This window comes from Streptococcus sp. CL5.50, from assembly GCF_049738015.1.
Taxonomy (GTDB): Bacteria; Bacillota; Bacilli; order Lactobacillales; family Streptococcaceae; genus Streptococcus; species Streptococcus mitis_CA.
This window is the reverse complement of record NZ_JBKOTR010000007.1, coordinates 107,886-132,900: the sequence shown is the minus strand read 5'-3', so window position 1 is coordinate 132,900 and position 25,015 is coordinate 107,886. Positions and strand designations below refer to the sequence as shown.

Genomic DNA, 25,015 nt, shown 5'->3' with positions numbered 1-25,015 from the left:
TCTTCGGAAGTTACTGTACAACCTCGAACAGTCGAAACTACTGTTAAGAATCCATCTTCTAAAGCGGAAGAAACTCCTGTCTTAGAAAAAAATAATGTTACTTTAACCGGGGGCGGAGAAAATGTTACTAAAGAGTTAAAGGATAAATTTACTAGCGGTGACTTTACTGTAGTGATTAAGTACAATCAGTCAAGTGAGAAAGGCTTACAAGCTCTGTTTGGAATATCTAATTCCAAACCCGGTCAACAAAATAGTTATGTAGATGTATTCCTTAGAGACAATGGTGAGTTGGGGATGGAAGCGCGTGATACTTCTTCCAATAAAAATAACCTAGTATCCAGACCTGCTTCAGTTTGGGGTAAGTACAAACAAGAGGCTGTGACTAACACTGTTGCAGTAGTAGCAGATTCAGTCAAAAAAACATATTCTTTATATGCAAATGGTACAAAAGTAGTAGAAAAGAAAGTGGATAACTTCCTAAACATCAAGGATATTAAAGGTATTGATTACTATATGCTTGGGGGAGTGAAACGTGCAGGAAAAACGGCGTTTGGTTTTAACGGAACACTAGAAAATATCAAATTCTTTAATAGTGCATTGGATGAAGAAACTGTTAAAAAGATGACAACAAACGCTGTTACTGGACATTTAATTTATACGGCTAATGATACAACAGGTTCTAACTATTTCCGTATTCCAGTTCTGTATACTTTTAGCAATGGTCGGGTATTTTCAAGCATTGACGCTCGTTACGGTGGAACTCATGATTTCTTGAATAAAATTAATATTGCTACAAGTTATAGTGATGATAATGGTAGGACATGGACTAAACCAAAATTAACATTGGCATTCGATGATTTTGCGCCAGTACCATTAGAATGGCCTCGTGAAGTTGGTGGACGTGACTTACAAATCAGCGGTGGTGCAACCTATATTGACTCTGTTATTGTTGAAAAAAAGAACAAACAAGTACTCATGTTTGCTGATGTGATGCCTGCTGGAGTAAGTTTTAGAGAAGCTACTAGAAAAGATTCAGGTTATAAACAAATTGATGGTAATTATTACCTTAAATTAAAGAAACAAGGTGATACTGATTACAATTATACTATTCGTGAGAATGGTACTGTATACGACGATCGTACCAACAGACCAACTGAATTTTCAGTAGATAAAAAATTCGGTATTAAACAAAATGGTAATTATTTGACGGTAGAGCAATATTCGGTTTCATTTGAAAATAATAAAAAGACTGAATATCGTAATGGGACTAAAGTTCATATGAATATCTTCTACAAAGATGCATTGTTTAAAGTAGTGCCAACGAACTATATTGCATATGTTTCTAGCAATGATCATGGCGAATCTTGGTCTGCACCAACTTTATTACCTCCTATAATGGGACTTAATCGGAATGCGCCATATTTAGGTCCTGGACGTGGAATCATTGAAAGCTCAACTGGACGTATTCTTATTCCGTCTTACACTGGTAAAGAGTCTGCGTTCATTTATAGTGACGATAATGGAGCATCTTGGAAAGTTAAAGTAGTGCCACTTCCTTCTAGTTGGTCAGCAGAAGCACAATTTGTAGAATTGAGTCCAGGAGTAATTCAAGCATATATGCGTACAAATAATGGTAAAATTGCATATTTAACAAGTAAAGACGCAGGTACTACTTGGAGTGCACCGAAATATTTGAATTTTGTTTCAAATCCAAGTTATGGAACACAATTATCAATCATCAATTATAGCCAATTGATTGATGGTAAAAAGGCTGTCATTTTAAGTACTCCAAACTCCACAAATGGTCGTAAACACGGACAAATTTCGATTGGTCTAATTAATGATGATAACACAATTGATTGGCGTTATCATCACGATGTTGATTATAGTAACTATGGATACTCATATTCAACATTGACAGAGTTACCAAATCATGAAATTGGATTGATGTTTGAAAAATTTGATTCATGGTCTCGTAATGAACTTCATATGAAAAATGTTGTACCATATTTAACATTTAAGATTGAAGATTTGAAAAAGAATTAAAGCTGAAATTTAAAAATATATAGAAAGAGGATAAAAATTATGGTAAATTACGGTATTGTTGGAGCTGGATATTTTGGAGCTGATTTGGCTCGCTCAATGAACAAAATTGAAGATGCAAAGGTGGTTGCGGTATTTGACCCAAATCATGGAGAAGAAGTTGCTCAAGAGTTGGGATCAGATGTTTGTGCAAGTTTAGATGAACTTGTAGCACGTGAAGATATTGATTGTGTGATTGTAGCTTCACCTAGCTACCTTCACCGTGAACCTGTTGTGAAAGCTGCTCAACATGGCAAACACGTATTTTGTGAAAAGCCAATTGCATTGTCTTATGAAGATTGTAAAGCCATGGTTGACGCATGTAAAGAAAATAATGTTATCTTTATGGCTGGCCACATCATGAACTTCTTTAACGGTGTACACCATGCTAAAGAATTGATTACTCAAGGTAAAATCGGTAAAGTTCTTTATTGCCATGCTGCTCGTACAGGTTGGGAAGAACAACAACCTACTGTATCATGGAAGAAACTTCGTTCTCAATCTGGAGGACATTTGTACCACCATATTCATGAATTAGATTGCATTCAGTTTATCATGGGAGGACTTCCTGAAAAAGCGACAATGGTAGGAGGCAATGTATATCATAAAGGTGAAAACTTTGGTGATGAAGATGATATGCTCATTGTAAACCTAGAATACTCTGATGATCGTTATGCTGTTTTGGAATATGGTAATGCTTTCCGTTGGGGTGAACACTACGTCTTGATTCAAGGAACTGAAGGAGCTATCAAACTTGACTTGTTCAATACTGGAGGTACTCTTCGTGTTAAAGGCGAAGGAGAATCACACTTCTTAGTTCATGAAACTCAAGAGGAAGATGATGACCGTACAGCTATCTATACCGGTCGTGGTATGGATGGAGCAATTGCTTACGGTAAACCAGGAGTACGTTGCCCATTATGGTTGCAAACATGTATTGATAAAGAAATGGAATATCTACATGACATCATTAAAGGTGGAGAAATTACAGAAGAATTTGAAAAACTTCTCAATGGTGTAGCTGCTTTAGAATCAATCGCTACCGCTGATGCATGTACTTTATCAGTTAAAGAAGATCGAAAAGTAAGTCTTTCAGAAATCACAAATGCTTAACTTTTGTAAAACAGAATAGTAAATTCTTGTCATTATATAATTTCTAAAGTTCTGTGATACAACTCATTGAATAAAGAAATAGAGATGGGACTGGGATAATGCCCAGTCCCATTTTTTATCAAAAAGTAATGAGATCAAAAATGTGGGAGTGTTGAAATGAAGATTATAGGTATCGATATTGGCGGAACAACAATTAAGGCAGATTTATACGATGAGTTTGGAACGAGTTTAAATCATTTCAAAGAGATAGAAACAATTATTGACTATGATTTGGGAACGAATCAGATATTAAATCAGGTCTGTGATTTAATTGGTGAGTATACTTTAAATCATTCAATTGATGGTGTTGGGATTTCCACTGCTGGAGTTGTTAATGCTAATACTGGAGAAATCATCTATGCAGGCTATACAATACCAGGGTATATCGGAGTAAACTTTACTGTAGAAATAGAAAAACGTTTTGGGTTGTATACTTTTGTTGAAAATGATGTTAATTGTGCTGCATTAGGTGAATTGTGGAAGGGACAAGCCAAAGATAAGAAAAATGTAGTAATGGTTACTATTGGAACAGGTATAGGAGGCAGTATTATTGTCAACGGACAAATTGTTAACGGATTTAACTATACTGCTGGTGAAGTAGGTTATATTCCTGTAGGTAATTCGGATTGGCAAAGTAAAGCCTCAACAACCGCATTGATTCATTTATATCAAAAAAAGAGCTTGAAAACTAATCAAACTGGACGTACTTTCTTCACTGATTTAAGATCTGGAGATAAAGTTGCTGAAGAAACTTTTGAAATTTTTGTAGAAAATCTTACAAAAGGTTTATTAACGATTTCTTATCTACTTAATCCAGAAATTCTCATATTAGGAGGTGGGATTCTGGATAGTAAGGATATTTTGTTACCTGAAATTCAAAGTTCTTTAGCTAAAAATGCAATGGATAATAGGTTTTTACCTAAAAATCTTGTGGCAGCTACATTAGGAAATGAAGCTGGTCGTATAGGAGCTGTAAAAAATTTCTTAGATAGAATTTCTAATAAATAGTATGAAAGATAAGGAGGTGTCACAATGACTAACTCTGTATTTTCGACAATGCAAGATATTGAGAATGTTGCAAACGATATTTTAAAATCATATGATAATGAGATTTATACTTATAAAGCTGTTTCCCAAGAAGAATTGGAAAAACTAGAAAAAAGTTATGATGAAAAAAGTCACGAAGAATTAGTTTCAATAGAAAGCAATTTAGAAATGAAACAACAGAACCTTATTGATGAGGTTAATAAAACAATCAAGGAAAATGATGAAAATATTCAGTATATTTCATCAAGTAGGAAAGGAGAATTTGTAGAAAAAATTATTGGTAGGGTGGTAGAAAAATATGGCCATTAGTCAGATGAAAAGAATTTCTCTACTATTTTCTAAAAGTAGTCTTGATGATGTTTTAAAAACTATTCAAGAACTAGAGTCAGTGCAGTTCCGTGATTTAAAGGTTCAGGATAACTGGTCAGAAGCTCTAGAAAAAGATGAAGTTGTATTTCCAACTATTCAAATTTTTCATACTTCTAATTCCAATCATGGGGTTATTGAGGGAAATGATGCCTTGACTTATTTGATGAATCAACAACAACATTTAGAAGCAACTGTAGAGAAATTACAAGAATACCTACCGAAAGAAAACACGTTTAAATTATTGCAGCAACCTCCGATAACTACCTCTTATGAAGAATTAGAGAAATTTGGTAAAGCTAATGTTGCTGAGGGTGTTCTTAAAAAAGTGAATCATCAAATTAATAGAGTTCATGAATTAGAAAGACACATTCAAAGTAATAATGAGGAAATAGAGCGATTAATAAAGTGGGAAAAATTAGAAATTGTTCCTGCAAATTTAGAACAATTTTCTTTCTGTAAAGGAAAAGTCGGAACAATTCCAAGGACTGAAGATAATCGCTTATACAATAGTCTTTTAGAAAACAATATTGAAGTTCAAGAAATATTTTCTAATGATAGAGAGTACGGTGTTGTTGTTTTCTATCAGTCTAGTTACTCTATAGATTTTGATGAATACTTATTTGAACCATTTGATTATTCTAGAAAGGAATTACCGAAGCAGCGAGTAGTAGATTTAGATCAAGAAAACATGCAGTTAATAACTGAAAAAGAGAATATTATCGCATCGTTGCAAGATTCAAAGAAATATTTGATAGATTTACAATGGCAAATAGACTATATTTTATCTATCTATGCTCGTCAAATCTCTAAGAATAACTTTTTGTGCACTCCGCATCTAGTTGCATTAGAAGGATGGATAGAAGAAACTCGTATATTATATTTTATAAAAGTTATGGATGAGCGTTTTGGACATTCTATTTATATTTATGAATCGGAAACATTGACGGATAATCAAGATGAAATACCTATCAAATTAACGAATCATTCTTTAATTGAACCATTTGAATTATTGACAGAAATGTATGCTCTGCCCAAATATTATGAGAAAGATCCTACACCTGTATTAGCACCATTTTACTTTACATTTTTTGGAATGATGGTTGCTGATTTAGGCTATGGTTTACTATTGTTTTTAGGAACAATGTTAGCATTAAAAATTTTTCATCTACCTTCAGCAACTAAGAGATTTTTAAAATTCTTTAATATATTAGGGGTAGCCGTTGCAATTTGGGGTGGAATCTATGGCTCATTTTTTGGATATGAGTTGCCATTTCATCTGATATCTACAACCTCTGATGTCATGACTATATTAGTAGTGTCAGTTGTGTTTGGGTTTATTACAGTATTTGCAGGTTTGTTAGCTTCAGGACTACAAAAAGTAAGAATGAAGAAATATGCAGAAGCATATAATTCAGGATTTGCGTGGTGTGTTATTCTGCTTGGCTTGTTATTTATTGCTGTTGGAATGTTGATGCCTGATATGAGACCGTTATTTGTATTAGGGAAATGGGTATCTATTTTTAATGCTGTGGGGATTTTGATTGTTTCTATTATTCAAGCCAAAAGCTTGTCAGGTATTGGAGCAGGATTGTTTAATCTATATAACATTTCATCTTATATAGGTGATTTAGTTAGTTTCACTCGATTGATGGCATTAGGATTATCTGGAGCAAGTATAGCATCAGCTTTCAATTTAATTGTTGGTTTGTTTCCGGGAATATTGGCTAAACTGACAATTGGATTAGTATTATTCATTCTTTTACATGCGATCAATATTTTTCTATCGTTACTATCAGGATATGTTCATGGAGCACGTCTGATATTTGTTGAATTTTTTGGTAAGTTTTATGAGGGTGGAGGAAAACCATTTCAACCTTTGAAGGCTTCTGAGAAATATATTAAGGTTATTACAAAGAATTAATGGAGGATATATATAATGGAACATTTAGCAACTTATTTTTCAACCTATGGAGGAGCTTTTTTCGCTGCATTGGGAATTGTACTGGCGGTTGGATTAAGCGGTATGGGGTCTGCTTATGGAGTTGGTAAGGCTGGGCAATCTGCCGCAGCTTTACTGAAAGAACAGCCTGAAAAGTTTGCCTCAGCTTTGATATTGCAATTATTGCCCGGAACACAAGGATTATATGGTTTTGTTATTGGAATTTTAATTTGGTTGCAATTAACTCCAGAACTTCCTTTAGAAAAAGGCGTTGCTTATTTCTTTGTAGCCCTTCCAATTGCTATTGTAGGATACTTTTCAGCTAAGCATCAAGGAAATGTAGCAGTAGCGGGAATGCAAATCTTGGCTAAAAGACCAAAAGAATTCATGAAGGGAGCAATTTTAGCTGCCATGGTAGAAACCTATGCAATTCTTGCTTTTGTCGTATCATTCATTTTGACCCTTCGTGTATAAGAAATAAATTTGCAATTCAAAGGAGGTGTCTAAATGAGCAATTTAGAAAACTTACGAGAGTCTGTTATTGAACAAGCTCATGAAAAAGGGCGTATGAAATTATTGGATTCCAAAAAGAAGATTGATGATGAATTTGAAATGCAAAGGTCGCTCATTATAAAGAAAAAAGAAGCTGAACATGAACGAAAGTTAAAAGAATTGCAACAGAAATATCAAATAATTTTTCAACAATTAAAAAATAAGGAACGCCAATCAACGTTAGTATCAAAACAGAAAATATTAAAAGAACTTTTTCAATCTGCTTTACTAGAAATGGAATCTTGGAGTGCAGATAAAGAAATGGAGTTCATCTATCGAATTCTGGAACAATATTCACAACAAGAGGTCATAGTAACTTTTGGGGAACGGACTTTAGCTAAATTCAATTTGGAACAATTAGAGAAATTGAAATTCTCTTTTCCAAATTATTTATTTAGTGAACAACCTATCTCAAATGAATCAGGCTTACTTATTTCAATAGGTAAAATTGATGATAACTATTTGTATAAAACATTAATTGGATCGATTTCTAAGGAAGAAAGTTCAAGTATCGCAAATCAAATTTTTATCAATCAAGGATGAAATTGGTTAATCCTTCTTAGAAATTAGGAGTATTCCAATAAAATTAGAAAGGTATTTTATGGATACTAATCTTTTTTCAAAAATAAATACGACGATTTCGGTAAAAGAAAACGATTTTATTACAGAAGAAAAATTTCAAAAAATTATACAATCCAAAGATACGGAGACATTGGCATTTATCTTAGAATCAACTCCCTATCATTTATCGATTGACATCTTAAAAGATCCTAGTCAGACAGAGATTTCGCTAATGACAAAATTAGTCAATGATTATAGATGGGCCTATGCTGAAAGTCCGTCTGATATAATTGTGACTTTATTTGCTTTACGATATGTTTATCATAATATCAAAGTTTTATTAAAATCTAAGGCGGCAATTAAGAAAGATTTTTCTAAATTATTAATTCCAATAGGGATTTTTGATATAGAAAGTTTAAAACATTTAGTTTCTTCCTTACATTCAGATACACTTCCTGATTTTATGGTTCGTGAAGTAGAATCAATTTGGAATGAGTATGAAACTTTTAATAATATTCGTGTACTTGATGTCGGAGCTGATCTAGCATATTTTAAACATCTGAAACTTTTATCTAATGAGTTAGATGAGGTATTGTCTCAGGTTATTGTCGAAATGATTGACTTTTATAATATTATTACTGTAAAACGTGGTTTATCTCAAAATAAGAGTCATGGGGATATTTTACAATTACTTTCAGATGAAGGAAGTATTTCTGCTAAAGAATTTATATACATTGTAGAAAATCAAGAAATATTTGTGTGGTTCAATAAAATAAATCCAAGCTTAGATTCAATCTTTTCAACTTATGAATTGAAGATGCAGGACGCAACGATTTCATCTTCTGAGTTAGAATTTTTATGTGATTTACTATTGTATAAAACTTTAGATCAAGGAAGGTACAATGTAGATGGGCCGTTAGTTCTTGCTAGATATTTATTGGGATGTGAGTTTGAAGTAAAGAATCTCAGAATGATCATATCAGCTCTTCAAAATACAATTCCCTTTGAATCAATAAAAGAAAGGATACGCCCACATTATGGAAGCTAATAAGTATAAAATTGGCATAATTGGTAGCCGTGATATTATTTTACCATTTAGCATGATTGGGTTTGATATATTTCCTGCCTATCAAGAACAAGAAGCTATAAATACACTAAGAAAATTAGCTCAATCTGATTATGGTGTCATATATATCACTGAAGACATTGCTTCAATGATATTAGATACAATTCGCCATTATGATTCCCAAGTTGTGCCTGCTATTATCTTATTACCGACTCATAAACAAGGTTTAAATTTAGGATTAAAACGTATAGAGGATAATGTAGAGAAAGCAGTAGGACACAATATTTTATAATAATGTACAAAATTGTCTGTAATATTATTCTATAATTTTTGGACTTAGTAAGGAGAATAACTTTGACTCAAGGGAAGATTATAAAAGTATCGGGACCTCTAGTTATTGCATCAGGTATGCAGGAGGCTAATATTCAAGATATTTGCCGTGTAGGTAAGCTAGGGTTAATCGGTGAAATTATTGAAATGAGAAGAGATCAGGCATCTATCCAAGTCTATGAAGAAACATCTGGTCTTGGTCCGGGAGAACCTGTTGTTACAACTGGAGAACCTCTCTCGGTTGAATTAGGGCCTGGATTGATTTCTCAAATGTTTGATGGCATACAACGCCCATTAGATCGATTTAAATTGGCTACTCATAATGATTTTCTAGTTCGTGGAGTAGAAGTTCCAAGTTTGGATAGAGATATTAAGTGGCATTTTGATCCTACTATAGCAATTGGTCAAAAAGTGAGTACGGGTGATATTCTTGGAACTGTCAAGGAGACCGAGGTGGTTAATCATAAAATTATGGTTCCTTATGGAGTATCTGGCGTAGTCGTTTCTATTGCATCTGGCGATTTTACAATTGATGAAGTTGTATATGAAATAAAAAAATTGGACGGTAGTTTCTATAAAGGAACGCTTATGCAAAAATGGCCTGTCCGCAAGGCGCGTCCTGTTTCTAAACGTTTAATCCCAGAAGAACCATTAATCACAGGCCAACGAGTTATTGATACATTCTTTCCAGTAACCAAAGGGGGAGCAGCAGCTGTTCCTGGACCTTTTGGAGCAGGAAAGACAGTTGTACAACACCAAGTAGCTAAATTTGCCAATGTTGATATTGTTATTTATGTTGGTTGTGGAGAACGTGGAAATGAAATGACGGATGTACTGAATGAGTTTCCTGAGTTGATTGACCCTAATACCGGACAATCAATTATGCAACGGACAGTTCTGATTGCTAATACTTCAAATATGCCTGTTGCTGCTCGTGAGGCTTCAATTTATACAGGAATTACCATGGCTGAGTATTTTCGTGATATGGGTTACTCTGTCGCCATTATGGCTGATTCGACTTCACGTTGGGCAGAAGCGCTACGTGAAATGTCAGGACGTCTAGAAGAAATGCCTGGTGATGAGGGTTATCCTGCTTATCTGGGAAGTCGTATAGCTGAATATTATGAAAGAGCGGGACGTTCTCAGGTTCTAGGGCTTCCAGAACGTGAAGGAACGATTACTGCTATTGGAGCTGTATCGCCACCCGGTGGAGATATTTCAGAACCAGTTACTCAAAACACTTTACGGATTGTGAAAGTTTTTTGGGGGCTTGATGCTCCGTTGGCACAGCGACGTCATTTTCCTGCAATTAACTGGCTCACATCTTATTCACTCTATAAAGACAGTGTGGGAACTTATATAGATGGTAAAGAGAAGACAGATTGGAATAGTAAAATAACTCGTGCGATGAACTACTTACAACGGGAATCTAGTTTAGAGGAAATTGTTCGTCTTGTTGGAATTGATTCTCTGTCTGATAATGAACGACTAACTATGGAAATTGCTAAACAAATTAGAGAAGATTATTTGCAACAGAACGCTTTTGATTCGGTAGATACATTCACTTCGTTTGCAAAACAAGAAGCAATGTTAAGTAATATCCTAACTTTTGCTGATCAGGCAAATCATGCTTTAGAGTTGGGTTCTTACTTTACAGAGATTATGGAAGGTACCGTGGCAGTTCGAGACCGTATGGCTAGAAGTAAATATGTTTCAGAAGATAGATTAGATGAAATCAAAATTATTTCAAATGAGATTACACATCAAATTCATTTGATATTAGAAACAGGAGGTCTATAAATGAGTGTTATAAAAGAATACAGAACTGCTAGTGAAGTTGTTGGGCCTCTTATGATTGTTGAACAAGTTAATAATGTGTCTTACAATGAGTTAGTTGAAATTCAACTTCATAATGGAGAAATTCGTCGTGGACAGGTTTTAGAGATCCACGAAGATAAAGCAATGGTTCAGCTTTTTGAAGGATCTAGTGGAATAAATTTAGAAAAGTCTAAAATTCGTTTTGCTGGTCATGCACTAGAATTGGCTGTATCTGAGGATATGGTTGGTCGAATTTTTAATGGGATGGGAAAACCAATTGATGGTGGACCAGATTTAATTCCAGAGAAATATTTAGATATTGATGGTCAAGCTATTAATCCTGTATCTAGAGATTATCCAGATGAATTTATTCAGACAGGGATCTCCTCTATTGATCATTTGAATACTCTTGTACGTGGTCAAAAGTTACCAGTATTTTCAGGTTCGGGCTTACCTCATAATGAATTAGCAGCTCAGATAGCAAGACAAGCGACTGTTTTAAATTCTGATGAAAATTTTGCGGTTGTATTTGCAGCAATGGGTATTACTTTTGAAGAAGCTGAGTTCTTTATGGAAGAACTCAGAAAAACAGGAGCGATCGATCGTTCAGTCTTATTTATGAACTTGGCAAATGATCCTGCAATTGAGCGTATTGCAACTCCCCGCATTGCTTTAACTGCGGCAGAGTATCTAGCTTTTGAAAAAGATATGCATGTTCTAGTTATCATGACGGATATGACTAACTATTGTGAAGCGTTACGTGAAGTCTCGGCAGCTCGCCGTGAAGTTCCAGGTAGACGAGGCTATCCAGGATATTTATATACAAATTTATCAACTCTATACGAAAGGGCTGGTCGCTTAGTTGGTAAAAAAGGTTCAGTGACACAGATTCCTATTTTAACAATGCCAGAAGATGACATAACACATCCAATTCCTGATTTAACTGGATACATTACTGAAGGGCAAATTATTTTGTCGCATGAGTTGTATAATCAAGGTTATCGTCCACCAATCAATGTTTTACCTTCTCTCTCTCGATTAAAAGATAAGGGATCTGGAGAAGGTAAAACTCGTGGAGATCATGCTCCAACTATGAATCAACTGTTTGCAGCCTATGCCCAAGGGAAAAAGGTTGAAGAGTTAGCAGTAGTATTAGGAGAATCGGCTTTATCTGATGTAGATAAATTGTATGTGAAATTTACAAAGCGTTTTGAAGAAGAGTACATCAACCAAGGATTTTATAAAAATCGAAATATAGAAGATACGTTGAATCTTGGATGGGAATTACTATCAATTCTTCCTAGAACAGAGTTAAAACGTATCAAAGATGATTTGCTTGATAAATACTTACCTTTGGTAGAAGTTTAATCCAGAAATGGAGTGATTATCTATGGTGCGTTTGAATGTAAAACCAACTCGTATGGAATTGAATAACTTAAAGGAACGTTTGAAAACAGCTGAACGTGGACATAAGTTATTAAAGGATAAAAGAGATGAATTGATGAGGCGATTTATTTCTTTGATTCGTGAGAATAATCAACTTCGGAAAGAAGTAGAAAGTTATCTAATTGATAATCTAAAATCCTTTGCAGTTGCTAAATCATTAAAGAACTCTCTAATGGTGGAGGAATTATTTTCAATTCCATCGAAAGAAATTGAATTATTTGTTGAGAAAGAAAATATCATGAGTGTAACAGTTCCTAGAATGCATATGAATATTACTTCTCAAAATGAGAACAGTGAATATAGCTATTTATCTTCTAATAGTGAAATGGATGATGTATTTGCTACAATGAATAGTTTAATTGATAAATTACTAAGACTGGCAGAAGTTGAAAAAACGTGTCAGTTAATGGCTGATGAAATAGAAAAAACACGTAGACGTGTAAATGGATTAGAATATTCGATTATTCCAAACTTGTCAGAAACTATTCATTATATAGAATTGAAACTAGAGGAGGCAGAAAGAGCCAATTTAGTTCGTATTATGAAAGTGAAGTAGATCCTTTATTTAGATTTTTAATGAGATGAACAAATATCAGCTTGGATAAGGCGTTAAGCCTTTCTAAGCTTTTTTTAATGACAGTATCAGGACATCTTTTTCAAAATTTTGGTTTGTTAGATAATGAAAATGTTTCTACCAATATAGATTTAGGATTAATAAATCGTAAATGTAATTATAAAGAAAAAGATAAGTTAAAAAAAGATGTATTAGCAAGAGTTGGTCTAACTCATATTCATCTAGAAAAAAAGATATATGAATTGTCTGGCGGTGAAGCACAACGTGTTGCTTTAGCGAAAATCATTCTTAAAAATCCACCATTATTACTCGCGGATGAGCTGACTGCATCACTTGATCCGACGATTTCACAAGGAATTATGAAATTATTATTAGATATGAAAAATGAAAATCGTCTAATCATCATTGCAACTCATAATCCCGATATTTGGAATCAAGCAGATGAAGTTATAAATTTAAATCAATTATAGTTACAGTCAATATATATCTTCTATATTTTAAAGTTATTTTATCTGAATCCGTAAAAGCAGTTCAATCTTGTACTGCTTTTTTCTTTTACGACTTAGGCTGTTTGGTTTCATGAGCAAGCCCTCAAAGTGAACTAATAACAAATCATGAGAAGTCATAGTAATGAAATTTCTGTAATGGAAGTAGAGCGAATTGCTGAACCATTAAATGAGTATCTCTCGAAGTAGAAGAGTCTATTTTGACTTTTAGTCTGATAGAATGGTAGTTTAAAAATGTAAATGATAGCTACTGTTCATAAAACATAGAAGGTATGTACGGTGTTGTGAGAGGAGCTAGAAATTAGCACTTACCTGATTATTCCAACAACTCCAAAGATGTGATAAAAATTTCAACTACTCTTATCTATAATAAAGCTACCTGTTCTTTGAAAATTGAATTCACTCCGTCTTGATTAGCGTGCCTGTGTAAGTAGGGACTGAGAGTATTTCCCTGTGAAGGGCAACTGGCACAAGACGTGTGTGAGAATTTTCTAACAGACACGGAGTTTATCGTTACCAGACTCAAACGATGCGACAAACTAGATAAAGGAGTTAATCATGAAGGTAGTAAACTTGTATGATTTGAAACAAATGGGAAATAAAGGTGGTTATACCATCCAATTGATTCATCACTTTCCCTTTGGTATGGGCTTAGGACATCTCAAAAAAGACTACATTGAATTTAAACGTGTAGGTATTTTTGATGGGAAAGCAGTAGAAGTTACTCTTCGAGAACCTTATTCGAGAGATCTACTGCAGGTTGTCAAGTCGATTAAGCAACATCAGAAATTGATAGCTTATCGCTATAAAGAAGGAAAACTGCTATTTGTGAAGAAGGAGGCATTAGATGTCCTCTGAACAACAGGAACGAATGGCAGTTCAATATGCTGAGCGTAGTCTTTTATTTACTGTAAGAAGTCTCTTAAAGATTCTAGAATGGTCTAGACGTCAGGCTTTAGCACAGGATTCCGCCTATAAGATAGGGGTACAGAAATTAGAAGAATTGCTACAATCTCCCTATGCGATTGATACGATTAATCTGAAAAAAGATTTCTTAGACAAACCAATTGATATCGAGAAATTTAAAGCTTTTATAGAAAAAGAAGAGATTCCTTTAGCCATCGCTTGGCAAGGGGATTCTCTGCATTTCTACACGAAAGACCGTTCGATTCTAGACAATCATTTAGACCATCTGTTAGAAAAAATGGTTAATGATCCGGAGAAATTAGCTGATTTTACCATGGATAAGTCATTAGACGATGCAATTGATGAGGCTAAATCCCAAATTACCTTGAGACAAGAAGGGGCCGTCAAACAGAAAGAGATGGTGAGATGATGTACAGTGGAAAGAAATTCCTACTATTCTCACTGTTAGGTATCTTACTAGGCTATCTTTTTCATCGTTTGACGCTTTTGTATGATTCCTATACTGGAAATACCATAGATAAATGGACTCGTCTTCTGATGGAAGGTCAAGATGAAGTTCTTCAGTCGCCATGGAATGTTTCCTTTACTGGAAAATCAAGTGCTTTTTTTCTACTAGGATTTGTGATGATGTTGCTGGTTTATCTCTATTTAGAGACTGGTAAAAAACAATACCGAGAAGGGGTAGAATACGGGAGCGCCCGTTTTGGAACTCTAAAAGAAAAGAAGTTCTTTTACGGTAAGGAATTTTCTCATGATACGATCTTAGCACAAGATGTTCGTTTGACATTATTAGATAAAAAACCACCCCAATATGATAGAAATAAGAATATTGCGGTGATCGGAGGTTCAGGAAGTGGGAAGACATTTCGCTTTGTGAAACCCAATCTGATTCAGATGAATAGTTCCAATATTGTAGTGGATCCTAAAGATCACTTGGCCGAGAAAACGGGCAAACTCTTTTTAGAACATGGCTACCAAGTAAAGGTGTTAGATTTAGTCAATATGAAGAACTCAGATGGCTTTAATCCTTTTCGCTATATAGAGACAGAAAACGATTTGAATCGCATGCTGACGGTTTATTTCAATAACACCAAAGGCTCTGGCTCCCGTAGTGATCCATTTTGGGATGAAGCTTCTATGACTTTGGTACGAGCTTTAGCCTCTTACTTGGTCGATTTCTATAACCCACCTAAAACAAGAGAACAGCTCATAGAAGAAAGTCGTTTGAGTCAAACAGAATACCAAAACTTGTTGAAACGTCAAAAAAAAGAAGTGGAAGAGCGAAAAAAACGAGGGCGTTATCCAAGTTTTGCTGAAATCTCAAAACTCATTAAACACTTATCCAAGGGTGAAAACCAAGAAAAAAGTGTCTTAGAAATTCTATTCGAAAATTATGCTAAAAAGTATGGGACTGAAAATTTTACCATGCGAAATTGGGCAGATTTCCAAAATTATAAGGATAAGACTCTGGATTCTGTTATAGCTGTAACCACTGCTAAATTTGCCCTCTTTAATATTCAAAGTGTCATGGATTTAACCAAAAGAGATACCCTTGATATGAGGACATGGGGCAAGGAAAAATCAATGGTTTACTTAGTTATCCCAGATAACGATAGTACCTTTCGCTTTCTTTCAGCCCTCTTTTTTTCAACCGTATTTCAAACCCTAACAAGACAAGCAGATATTGATTTTAAGGGTCAATTGCCTCTTCATGTGAGAGTCTATTTAGATGAGTTCGCAAATATCGGAGAAATCCCAGATTTTGCTGAACAAACCTCAACAGTCCGCTCTCGGAACATGAGTCTCGTTCCTATTCTACAAAATATTGCCCAACTTCAAGGGCTCTATAAAGAAAAAGAAGCTTGGAAAACCATTTTGGGGAACTGTGATAGCTTAGTCTACTTAGGTGGGAATGATGAAGATACCTTTAAATTTATGAGTGGCTTACTCGGTAAACAAACCATTGATGTTCGAAATACTAGTCGTTCCTTTGGCCAGACAGGTTCAGGATCCCTTTCTCATCAAAAGATTGCTCGTGATTTAATGACACCTGATGAAGTCGGAAATATGAAACGGCATGAATGCTTGGTTCGAATTGCCAATATGCCTGTCTTTAAAAGCAAAAAATACAATTCTACTAAGCATCCAAACTGGAAGTACCTAGCCAATCAAGAAACCGATGAACGGTGGTGGAACTATCAAATCAATCCTTTGAATCAAAGACAAGAAAATCATCTTGAAGGCCTTAAAATTCGTGATTTAACTTTTGAATCTAGTTTAAAATAAAAATAGAAAAGAGGAAATAGATGATTACGCATTTTAAAGGTTTTGTTTATGGAGTTGACGCAAGTGCTATGTTTGCACAAGCTATGTCTTTATTGCAGAAGGGATTGATTGCGGTTGGTGCCTTTCTCGTTGTTGTGGGGATTGTCAATCTTGCAACCAACATTAAAGATGGTGGACCAGGTGTTCGAAATGCCATTCTTGAAATTGTCGGTGGTGTTATGGTCGGAGCTGCTGGAGCCTTTGTAACTCAAATTTCAATTTAGGAGGATAAACAATGACATGAATCTTAGTTTAGTCTCACCCTTTGTTTACCTTGCATCTGAAAAAATATCAGCTGAAAATTTATTTGAAGGATTTAATGTGGATTTACAATCTACGGTAGATCTGATTAAATCTCTATCTAGCTACAATCCAACTGTTTGGACTTATATGTCTAGTATTACTAAAAGTGTCATGCAGCCTCTTGGAGTTGCGATTTTATCAGTTGTTCTCATCCTAGAATTTTCGAAGATGGCAAAGAAAATTGCTAACTCTGGTGGAGCGATGACCTTTGAAGCCTTAGCGCCGATGTTGATTAGTTATATTATGGTCGCAGTTGTAATTACCAACACTACCGTTATTGTAGAAGCCATCATCGGGATTGCGAGTCACGCCATTGAACAAGTGGCCTCGATTGTGGCTCACGGTGGGGCAAAGTATGATACCATCTCTGGATTAAAAGGTTCAGGATTTATTGGCCGGATGATTGTGGGCTTTTTTGCCCTCCTCATTTGGCTTGTTCGGATAGTAAGTGCAGCCATGGTTAATCTTTTAGTATCTATTCGATTTATTCAACTCTACCTTATGATCCCATTTGCCCCTCTTACGATTCCAACATTTTTAAGTGATGAATGGAAGTCTATTGGTATTGGCTATTTAAAAAATATTATGGTCTATGCGGTACAAGGGGTTCTTATTTTTCTGATTGTTTCTCTTGTTCCTTTGTTTGAATCTGCTGGAAAAATAGCTGTTTCAAATGGTGCAGGAGTCCTGCAATCACTTGCGATTATGTTTGGTAGTTTGGTACAAGCTATCTTACTAATTATTGCCCTCGTTGGTTCTCAACGTACGGCTCGCTCAATTTTAGGTATGTAATTAGATAAAGGCTAGGAAGTGATTGCTTCTTAGCCTTTTTAGAAAGGAAAGTCATGAATACACGTGTCTTTAAAGACATCTCAAAATACCAACACAGGGCTTGGTTAGGTTTCACCACAAGACAAATCATCTTTGTTTTACCAGCCTTTATTGTCACAATTATTGTTTTGGGCTTGAATCTCTTTTTCTGGCAATTTGGAGATTGGTTTGTTTACGGTTTTGTGTTTGCCTTTACCATCCCCCTCATGCTTTTTGGAGTCTATAAACCCAATGATTTATATTTTGAACATTATTTGAAATACCGTCTTCATTTTGAATTAACGGTTCCCCTACGCACAATTACAGGAAAGAAAGGATCTGAACATGAAAAGAAAATCAAATACATTAAAGAAACAAAAAACTTCAATGACTAATCAGAAAGAAGTTAAAGGGAAAAAAGAGGAAGTGTTACCCTCAACGGCTAATACTATTTCCTATCAAGCCCTGTATCAAAATGGTCTGATGCAGGTAAAAGAAGATTATTTCTCACAAAGCTATTTACTTGGTGATGTCAATTACCAGACCGTTGGTTTAGAAGATAAGGGCGCAATCATTGAGAAGTATTCTGATTTGATTAACTCTTTAGATGACCAAACCAACTTCCAATTGACCATCTTTAATAAAAGATTGAATTTAGAAAAGTTTAGACAGAGTGTTCTGTATGAGGAGAAAGAAGATGGGTATGATACCTATCGTAAAGAATTGAATCGAATGATGAATCAAAATTTAGACAGTGGTGAAAATAACTTTTCAGCTGTGAAACTGATTAGCTTTGGTAGAAAGGATTCTAATCCCAAACAAGCTTATCGTTCCTTGTCTCAAATTGGAGAATATTTCAAGAGTGGTTTCTCAGAAATTGATGCTCGATTTGAATCCTTGGCTGGAGAAGACCGTGTCAACTTGTTGGCAGATATGCTTAGAGGAGAACACCATCTTCCTTTTTCTTACCGTGATTTAACGAGATCGGGTCAGACAACTCGTCACTTCATAGCACCTAATCTCTTGGATTTTAAAAACAAGAATTACCTACAAATCAATGACCGCTTATTACAGATTGTCTATGTGAGAGACTACGGCATGGAATTAGGGGATCAGTTTATCCGAGACCTCATGCAAGGAGATTTGGAATTGATTGTGAGCCTTCATGCTCAAAGTTCGACTAAGGCGGATGCCATGAAGAAACTACGAACAAAGAAGACCTTGATGGAATCCCAAAAGATTGGGGAACAACAAAAACTAGCTCGTACAGGTATCTATTTGGAAAAAGTAGGTCATGTATTAGAAAGCAATATCGATGAAGCTGAGGAACTCTTAAAAACCATGACCGAGACAGGAGATAAACTGTTTCAAACAGTCTTCTTGATTGGTGTTTTTGGTCAGGATGAAGAAGAACTTAAACAAGCCCTAGACACTATCCAACAAGTGGCCGGTTCAAATGACCTAATGATTGATAAACTACCATATATGCAAGAAGCAGCCTTTAATAGTTTGCTGCCATTTGGTTGTGATTTTTTAGAGGGAGTATCACGGAGTTTATTAACGTCCAATGTAGCAGTGAACTCACCTTGGACTTCAGTAGACTTACAAGACCGTAGTGGAAAATATTATGGTATCAATCAAATATCAAGTAATATTATTACCATTGATCGCAGCCTATTAAATACACCGTCTGGTCTGATTTTAGGAACATCTGGAGCTGGGAAAGGGATGGCAACCAAGCATGAAATTATCACGACCAAAATCAAGGAATCTGGTGAAAATACTGAAATTATCATTGTGGATCCAGAAGAAGAATACAGTATCATTGGACGAGCTTTTGGGGGAGAAATGATTGATATTGCGCCCGATTCCCAAACTTATCTCAATGTCCTTGACTTGTCTGAGGAAAATATGGATGAAGATCCTGTAAAGGTAAAATCAGAATTTCTTTTATCCTTTATCGGCAAGTTATTGGATAGAAAAATGGATGGAAGAGAAAAATCGATTATTGACCGAGTTACGAGACTCACCTATCAGTCATTTAAAGAGCCTTCTTTGGAAGAATGGGTTTTTGTCTTGAGTCAACAGCCAGAAGAAGAAGCGCAGAATTTGGCACTTGATATGGAACTGTATGTTGAAGGTTCTCTTGATATTTTTTCTCATAAGACCAATATTCAAACAGGATCCAATTTCTTAATCTATAATGTTAAAAAGTTAGGAGATGAGCTGAAACAAATTGCCCTTATGGTTGTTTTTGATCAGATATGGAATCGTGTCGTTCGGAATCAAAAATTAGGGAAGAAGACCTGGATTTATTTCGATGAGATGCAGCTTCTCTTATTAGATAAATATGCCAGTGATTTCTTCTTTAAATTGTGGAGTCGTGTCAGAAAATATGGAGCCAGTCCGACTGGGATAACCCAAAACGTCGAAACCTTATTGTTAGATCCAAATGGTAGACGGATTATTGCAAATAGTGAATTTATGATTCTCCTCAAGCAAGCAAAAAATGATAGAGAAGAATTGGTTCAACTCTTAGGCTTGTCAAAAGAACTCGAAAAATACCTAGTCAATCCAGAAAAAGGGGCTGGACTAATAAAAGCTGGTTCAGTTGTCGTTCCCTTTAAAAATAAGATTCCTCAAGGTACTCAATTGTTTGATATCATGAGTACGGATCCTGATAAAATGGCTTCTAATTAAGGGGAAGGTAAATGAAGGATAAAAGAGAAATCATACGTGCCCGAAAGGCATTTAGAAGAAGTCTAAAAGATGAGAAGAAATTCTTGAAAAAAGGAAAGAAGGAGGTAAGGAAACAGAAAAAAGATTCCGCTGTACTGGATGAAAAAGCATGGAAAAAAGAGATAAAAGAAAAGCTAGAGGAGATGAGAGAAGCTTCAAAGGCTAGAGTAAAACAAGCAAATGAAGACTACAATCACATCCTTCAAAATACTCCTCCATCTCTTTTGAATCGGAAAGAATTAAGAGACAGACGATTGCCTCATGCTAGGAAACGATTGAAAATAGCCAAGAAGCAATTTAGAGAAGCAAAGGCACAGTCAAAAGAAGAAAGAAAAGAGAGTCGTAAAGAAAGAAAAACCAATCAAAAATTTCTCTACGGTCAGGAATCGAAAGCAAAATCTAATTTTTTCTTTCAAGGGAAGAGTTTAGAAGAATTAAAAGCTAAGAAAGAAGTCAATGCTGCTAAAGAAAATTTAAAATCTACTAAAAAAGCCTATAAGTCCAAAAAAGTCAGTAGGAAAGCCAAAACTTTCCTTTATGTCCTTGGACGTGAAGGTGGAGAGTTAGCTTCAGAAAATGAAGATTTAGAAGGCTATCGCACACTTCAAGAGACCATTAGAAAAGGAAAACGCTACAGTAGGCTTTCTTATAATCTTGGAAAAGCTAGTGTCAAAACAGGACAAGCAACAGGTCGTTTTACCAAGAAAAGATTGACCAACACAAAAGAGCGATACCATCATTTTAAGGATGGGAAAGGATGGAAACTAGCGAAAGATAACCCAAGTTCCTTTAAGAATCGGTTTCGAAAATTAAAGAAACAAGGTCTTACCAGTGTCCGAAATATCTATCAAAAACTAAAAGCAGCCTTTTCCTTCTTTACATTTGCGGCTGGAAATCCTGTAACCTGGATAGTTGGAGGAATAGTCTTTCTTCTTTTACTTATGATGAGCTTCTTTTTAGGATTTTCATCTGCTAGTTTGATTCAACAAGATGAATTTGAATTAACAAAAGCTTATACCCACCTAACTTGGGAAGATGCAGAACATACTCGTACAAATGACAAAGGAATTACCTATTACACAAAAGTTGATGATGTGATGGGGTATATGAACTTTAAATTCCATGACTATGAGTTACAGAAACCAGTTCACTTATTTAGTTCAGAAACTTACAAGGATTATCTGTCTACTTTGTGGCATGATTTAAACGATGGGGAAGATTTGAAATCCATGCAAGACCTTTATGAAACTCCTAAGTATAAACTATCGAAAGACGATCAAGAGGAAATGAAGGAACTAAAAGAAGAGGGTGTATATGCTTCCATGCAGGAATTGGACAATCCATTTGAGGGGAAAAGCAATGAAGATAGTCTAACCATGACTTATCGCTATGGATACTATGATTTAGACGGAAAACCTACTCTTCAGGAGTACATTCTACTAGAAGCAAAGGCTCACCAAACGATTGTCGCACCAATGGATGGGGTCGTATCTCTAGATGGTGACAATGTAATTCTCACTAATGGAAAAGGAGAGAATGAGAGTCGATTGACCTTGTATTCCATTCATAATGGCCGTGCGATTGAGGGGACAAGGGTCTTAACTGGTGATGTTATTGGTGAAACACCAGACGATACAGGCTTGAAAGTTTCCTATCAAAAGTATAAGAACAAGAAAGACAAATTGGTGTATGTCAATCCGCAATTTTATTTTCCAAAAGTCATTCAACTTCAGACCACTATCTTACCTGCCATTGGTCAGTTTGGTGGGGATGAGTTTGAACGAGCAAAACATATTTATGAGTTTTTGAAATCTCAAGGGGCAAGTCCCCAAGCCATTGCGGCAATTTTAGGAAATTGGTCTGTAGAGTCTTCTATCAATCCTAAACGAGCTGAAGGGGATTATTTATCTCCTCCAGTTGGCGCTACCGATTCCTCATGGGATGATGAAAGCTGGTTAGCGATTGGAGGTCCAGCCATTTATAGTGGTGCTTATCCTAATATTCTTCATAGAGGTCTAGGTTTAGGGCAATGGACAGATACCGCAGATGGTTCAACACGTCATACAGCTTTGTTAAATTATGCACGCACCCAAAATAAGAAATGGTATGATTTAGACCTCCAGCTTGATTTTATGCTTCATGGGGATAGTCCTTACTATCAAAGTTGGTTAAAAGATTTCTTTGGAAATACGGGCAGTGCAGCCAATTTGGCCCAACTCTTCCTTACCTATTGGGAGGGAAATTCTGGTGACAAACTACTGGAAAGACAAACCAGAGCAACGGAATGGTATTACCAAATTGAAAAAGGCTTTAGCCAAACAAATGGAGGACAGGCAAAGAGTGACCCGCAATCCCTTGAAGGGGTTCGTGGAGACTTGTATGATCATTCTGTTCCTGGTGGTGGAGATGGTATGGCCTATGCCTATGGACAATGTACATGGGGTGTTGCGGCTCGTATGAATCAATTAGGCTTAAAATTAAAAGGAAGAAATGGAGAGAAGATTTCAATCATTAATACCATGGGCAATGGTCAAGACTGGGTTGCGACAGCTTCAAGTCTTGGTGGGGAAACGGGTTCCACACCAAGAGCAGGTGCTATTGTTTCCTTTGTGGGAGGGACACATGGCACACCAGCAGACTATGGTCATGTGGCTTTTGTAGAGAAGGTCTATGATGATGGTTCTTTTCTAGTTTCTGAAACCAACTATGGTGGCAACCCTAACTATACCTTTAGAAAAATTTCGCAAGCAGATAGTGCCATTAGTTTTGCCTATACGGTGAAATAAAAGAATCATGTCATCAGTTTAGGTGACATGATTCTTATTTTTTATAGAGTGACATATTTAATGCCATAGGCTGATAACTTACTTGATGATCGTCTTTAATCAATTGACTGTAAGCAACAAATCCGAACTGTTCATAAAATTGAATGACTTTAGGATGATTGATACTATCTAAAAATACCATCTGAGTTCCTACAATTGCTCGAAATTCTTCAATTTTTTGAATTACAATTTCAAATAACTCTTGTCCTGATAATTTATTTAGCTTTGTGTTTTTGCCGAATTGACCGATAAGTAACACAGGGAGATAATCAATATTTTTGGGACTTTTCCCTTTTAGGACGAGTTTCTTTTTTAAGGATTTCTCTAAATCAGAAATATCAACAACTTTGAGAGATAAACTAAAGAATCCTATGATGTTATTTGTTTCAGTTTCTTCAACGATAAAATTACGAGAACGATGTTGTTTTTCAAAATTGGGGGCTTTATCAGATAGATAAGTCAACATCTCTTCATTACCGTTGAAATCAACATTTTCTAAAATGATAGTTTTAAATAGCTCCTGAACTTGCTTCTCAGTTTTATCAGGAGCTAGCACTTGAATATTTTCAAGATATTGCTTAAGTGGTGTTACTTGAATTGTCATCTTACAGATACTTTGAAATGAGTTTATTTTTCGTTGGAGCGGTAGCGTCCTGTGATTCAATAGATTTCAAGACGGCTTGTAGCTTTTTAGATGGTTTATGATTAAGAATTTTTAGAGCATCTTCGTTTGTTAGTTTTATATCACGTGTTAAACTGATTGTAGCCATTTGTTCTACCTCCTGTTTCTACTTAAATTCATTATAGCTTATTTTGAACAAAAGTTCAATCTGAAGATATGTATGTTTTCTATAGTGTATAAATCCAAAATAAGTTTTTCTCTTGCATTTGTAGCACATATTCGTTAGAATAATGGTGTAGATGAGTGGTCGGCTCATGGTCAATCTGATAGTAATCTTGGACATAAGGGCCAAGCGGTGGCGGACACCAGAACGAAATCCGATAGCAATCTTGGACGTAAGGGCCAAGCGGTGGCAGACACCAGAATAAACCGACTGACTAGGTGACTTACAGGTTCTGTAAGTCATCTTTTTACTTTGATAATAATGTTTTATCATTTTAAGGAGAACGCAGTTTTGGCTCGTTCTCTTTTTTGTTGTGATACTTCTTTCAAGGAATATTTGGTAGGATTGGAGTGTAAAAAGATTAACTAGGAAAGAAGGAAGTATATGGAAGCCATTTATCAACGTGATTCGGATCAAGATGGACTGACTGATGCTCAAGAATTGACGCTAGGAACCAATCCTCTTAGCGCAGATTCTGATGGTGATGGTCGTTCAGATTTAGTAGAAGTAGAAGAAGGAACCAATCCCTTAGAAAAGGATTTACAAGACATAGACCAAACAAGTATAACTGAACCATCTTCAGTATTTATGGAAATGAAACAAAAGATTTCAGATATGATGGAGAGTCACTACAAGGAATTTATAAAGGCTCTTATTAGTATTGAAACAGGGATTGAAAACGAACAAGACCTTGAAGACTTATATACTTACTACATGAGAACAGATGCCGTTTCTCTTTTGTCTAGTGATTTAGAAACCAGTCCTCAAGAGGTTGAAATGGAGATAGAGTTGTAGGGGA

At 35.5% G+C, this 25,015-nt stretch carries 24 protein-coding genes and 1 pseudogene; 22 read left to right on the top strand and 3 right to left on the bottom strand.

From position 1 onward, the window contains the following. The 21 genes and pseudogenes from ACLNCV_RS06235 to ACLNCV_RS06135 all read left to right on the top strand — a co-directional run. The coding region (locus ACLNCV_RS06235; RefSeq protein ID WP_424845010.1) for a sialidase domain-containing protein at positions 1–2,046 on the top strand (2,046 nt) is incomplete at its 5' end. 39 nt (positions 2,047–2,085) lie between these two features. Further along, positions 2,086–3,195, top strand: coding sequence for a Gfo/Idh/MocA family protein (locus tag ACLNCV_RS06230; protein ID WP_000248710.1), 1,110 nt, complete (start codon positions 2,086–2,088; stop codon positions 3,193–3,195). 156 nt (positions 3,196–3,351) lie between these two features. Next, complete coding sequence (locus ACLNCV_RS06225; protein ID WP_369606427.1) at positions 3,352–4,242, top strand: ROK family protein; 891 nt, start codon at positions 3,352–3,354, stop codon at positions 4,240–4,242. 24 nt (positions 4,243–4,266) lie between these two features. Further along, the gene (locus ACLNCV_RS06220) at positions 4,267–4,590 is read left to right on the top strand and encodes a hypothetical protein (protein ID WP_261232711.1); all 324 of its coding nucleotides are present in this window, start codon (positions 4,267–4,269) and stop codon (positions 4,588–4,590) included. After that, on the top strand, positions 4,580–6,571 hold the full coding sequence (locus ACLNCV_RS06215) for a V-type ATP synthase subunit I (RefSeq protein WP_369606426.1): 1,992 nt from the start codon (positions 4,580–4,582) through the stop codon (positions 6,569–6,571). The genes ACLNCV_RS06220 and ACLNCV_RS06215 overlap by 11 nt, the downstream gene beginning before the upstream one ends. A gap of 15 nt (positions 6,572–6,586) precedes the next feature. Further along, positions 6,587–7,063, top strand: a complete 477-nt coding sequence (locus tag ACLNCV_RS06210) for a V-type ATP synthase subunit K (protein WP_000400484.1) — start codon at positions 6,587–6,589, stop codon at positions 7,061–7,063. A 33-nt stretch (positions 7,064–7,096) separates the two neighbouring features. Next, a complete protein-coding gene (locus ACLNCV_RS06205) occupies positions 7,097–7,684 on the top strand; it encodes a hypothetical protein (protein ID WP_424845009.1) in 588 nt (195 codons plus the stop codon). A 58-nt stretch (positions 7,685–7,742) separates the two neighbouring features. Beyond that, positions 7,743–8,750 (top strand): V-type ATPase subunit, encoded by a 1,008-nt coding sequence (locus ACLNCV_RS06200; RefSeq protein WP_101776870.1) that lies wholly within the window; start codon positions 7,743–7,745, stop codon positions 8,748–8,750. After that, complete coding sequence (locus ACLNCV_RS06195; protein WP_000387941.1) at positions 8,740–9,060, top strand: V-type ATP synthase subunit F; 321 nt, start codon at positions 8,740–8,742, stop codon at positions 9,058–9,060. Before ACLNCV_RS06200 ends, ACLNCV_RS06195 begins: the two co-directional genes overlap by 11 nt. Positions 9,061–9,122: 62 nt before the next feature. Next, a complete protein-coding gene (locus ACLNCV_RS06190) occupies positions 9,123–10,898 on the top strand; it encodes a V-type ATP synthase subunit A (RefSeq protein WP_261232703.1) in 1,776 nt (591 codons plus the stop codon). After that, the gene (locus ACLNCV_RS06185) at positions 10,899–12,284 is read left to right on the top strand and encodes a V-type ATP synthase subunit B (protein ID WP_000111247.1); all 1,386 of its coding nucleotides are present in this window, start codon (positions 10,899–10,901) and stop codon (positions 12,282–12,284) included. Between the two features lie 22 nt (positions 12,285–12,306). After that, a complete protein-coding gene (locus ACLNCV_RS06180) occupies positions 12,307–12,918 on the top strand; it encodes a V-type ATP synthase subunit D (RefSeq protein WP_045605907.1) in 612 nt (203 codons plus the stop codon). Positions 12,919–13,007: 89 nt separating this feature from the next. Further along, positions 13,008–13,406, top strand: a pseudogene (locus tag ACLNCV_RS06175) (ATP-binding cassette domain-containing protein); the annotation flags it as partial. A 594-nt stretch (positions 13,407–14,000) separates the two neighbouring features. Next, positions 14,001–14,300, top strand: a complete 300-nt coding sequence (locus tag ACLNCV_RS06170) for a hypothetical protein (protein ID WP_424845008.1) — start codon at positions 14,001–14,003, stop codon at positions 14,298–14,300. Continuing rightward, complete coding sequence (locus ACLNCV_RS06165; protein ID WP_424845007.1) at positions 14,290–14,778, top strand: hypothetical protein; 489 nt, start codon at positions 14,290–14,292, stop codon at positions 14,776–14,778. The genes ACLNCV_RS06170 and ACLNCV_RS06165 overlap by 11 nt, the downstream gene beginning before the upstream one ends. Next, entirely contained in the window at positions 14,778–16,655 is a 1,878-nt protein-coding gene (locus tag ACLNCV_RS06160) for a VirD4-like conjugal transfer protein, CD1115 family (protein WP_424845011.1), read from the top strand. The genes ACLNCV_RS06165 and ACLNCV_RS06160 overlap by 1 nt, the downstream gene beginning before the upstream one ends. Positions 16,656–16,675: 20 nt before the next feature. After that, a complete protein-coding gene (locus tag ACLNCV_RS06155; protein ID WP_000627865.1) occupies positions 16,676–16,918 on the top strand; it encodes a hypothetical protein in 243 nt (80 codons plus the stop codon). A 16-nt stretch (positions 16,919–16,934) separates the two neighbouring features. Then, positions 16,935–17,789 (top strand): conjugal transfer protein TrbL, encoded by an 855-nt coding sequence (locus tag ACLNCV_RS06150; protein WP_001054257.1) that lies wholly within the window; start codon positions 16,935–16,937, stop codon positions 17,787–17,789. A gap of 53 nt (positions 17,790–17,842) precedes the next feature. After that, entirely contained in the window at positions 17,843–18,202 is a 360-nt protein-coding gene (locus ACLNCV_RS06145; protein WP_001097591.1) for a PrgI family protein, read from the top strand. After that, positions 18,195–20,507 carry a VirB4-like conjugal transfer ATPase, CD1110 family gene (locus ACLNCV_RS06140; protein WP_424845006.1) on the top strand — a complete coding sequence of 771 codons (2,313 nt, stop codon included), beginning with the start codon at positions 18,195–18,197 and terminating at the stop codon, positions 20,505–20,507. Before ACLNCV_RS06145 ends, ACLNCV_RS06140 begins: the two co-directional genes overlap by 8 nt. A gap of 11 nt (positions 20,508–20,518) precedes the next feature. Then, entirely contained in the window at positions 20,519–23,332 is a 2,814-nt protein-coding gene (locus tag ACLNCV_RS06135; protein ID WP_424845005.1) for a phage tail tip lysozyme, read from the top strand. 34 nt (positions 23,333–23,366) lie between these two features. Here the strand turns inward: ACLNCV_RS06135 and ACLNCV_RS06130 are convergent, their stop codons facing one another. From ACLNCV_RS06130 to ACLNCV_RS06120, 3 genes are read right to left on the bottom strand one after another with little or no spacing between them, the layout of a single operon-like run. Continuing rightward, a complete protein-coding gene (locus tag ACLNCV_RS06130) occupies positions 23,367–23,975 on the bottom strand; it encodes a hypothetical protein (protein WP_033680332.1) in 609 nt (202 codons plus the stop codon). A 1-nt stretch (position 23,976) separates the two neighbouring features. Continuing rightward, entirely contained in the window at positions 23,977–24,141 is a 165-nt protein-coding gene (locus ACLNCV_RS06125; RefSeq protein ID WP_000201399.1) for a hypothetical protein, read from the bottom strand. An 18-nt stretch (positions 24,142–24,159) separates the two neighbouring features. Further along, complete coding sequence (locus tag ACLNCV_RS06120; RefSeq protein WP_223340508.1) at positions 24,160–24,459, bottom strand: hypothetical protein; 300 nt, start codon at positions 24,457–24,459, stop codon at positions 24,160–24,162. Between the two features lie 141 nt (positions 24,460–24,600). Here ACLNCV_RS06120 and ACLNCV_RS06115 point away from each other — a divergent pair, with 141 nt between their 5' ends. After that, positions 24,601–25,011, top strand: a complete 411-nt coding sequence (locus tag ACLNCV_RS06115) for a cell envelope biogenesis protein OmpA (protein WP_424845004.1) — start codon at positions 24,601–24,603, stop codon at positions 25,009–25,011. The last annotated feature ends 4 nt before the right edge of the window (positions 25,012–25,015 follow it).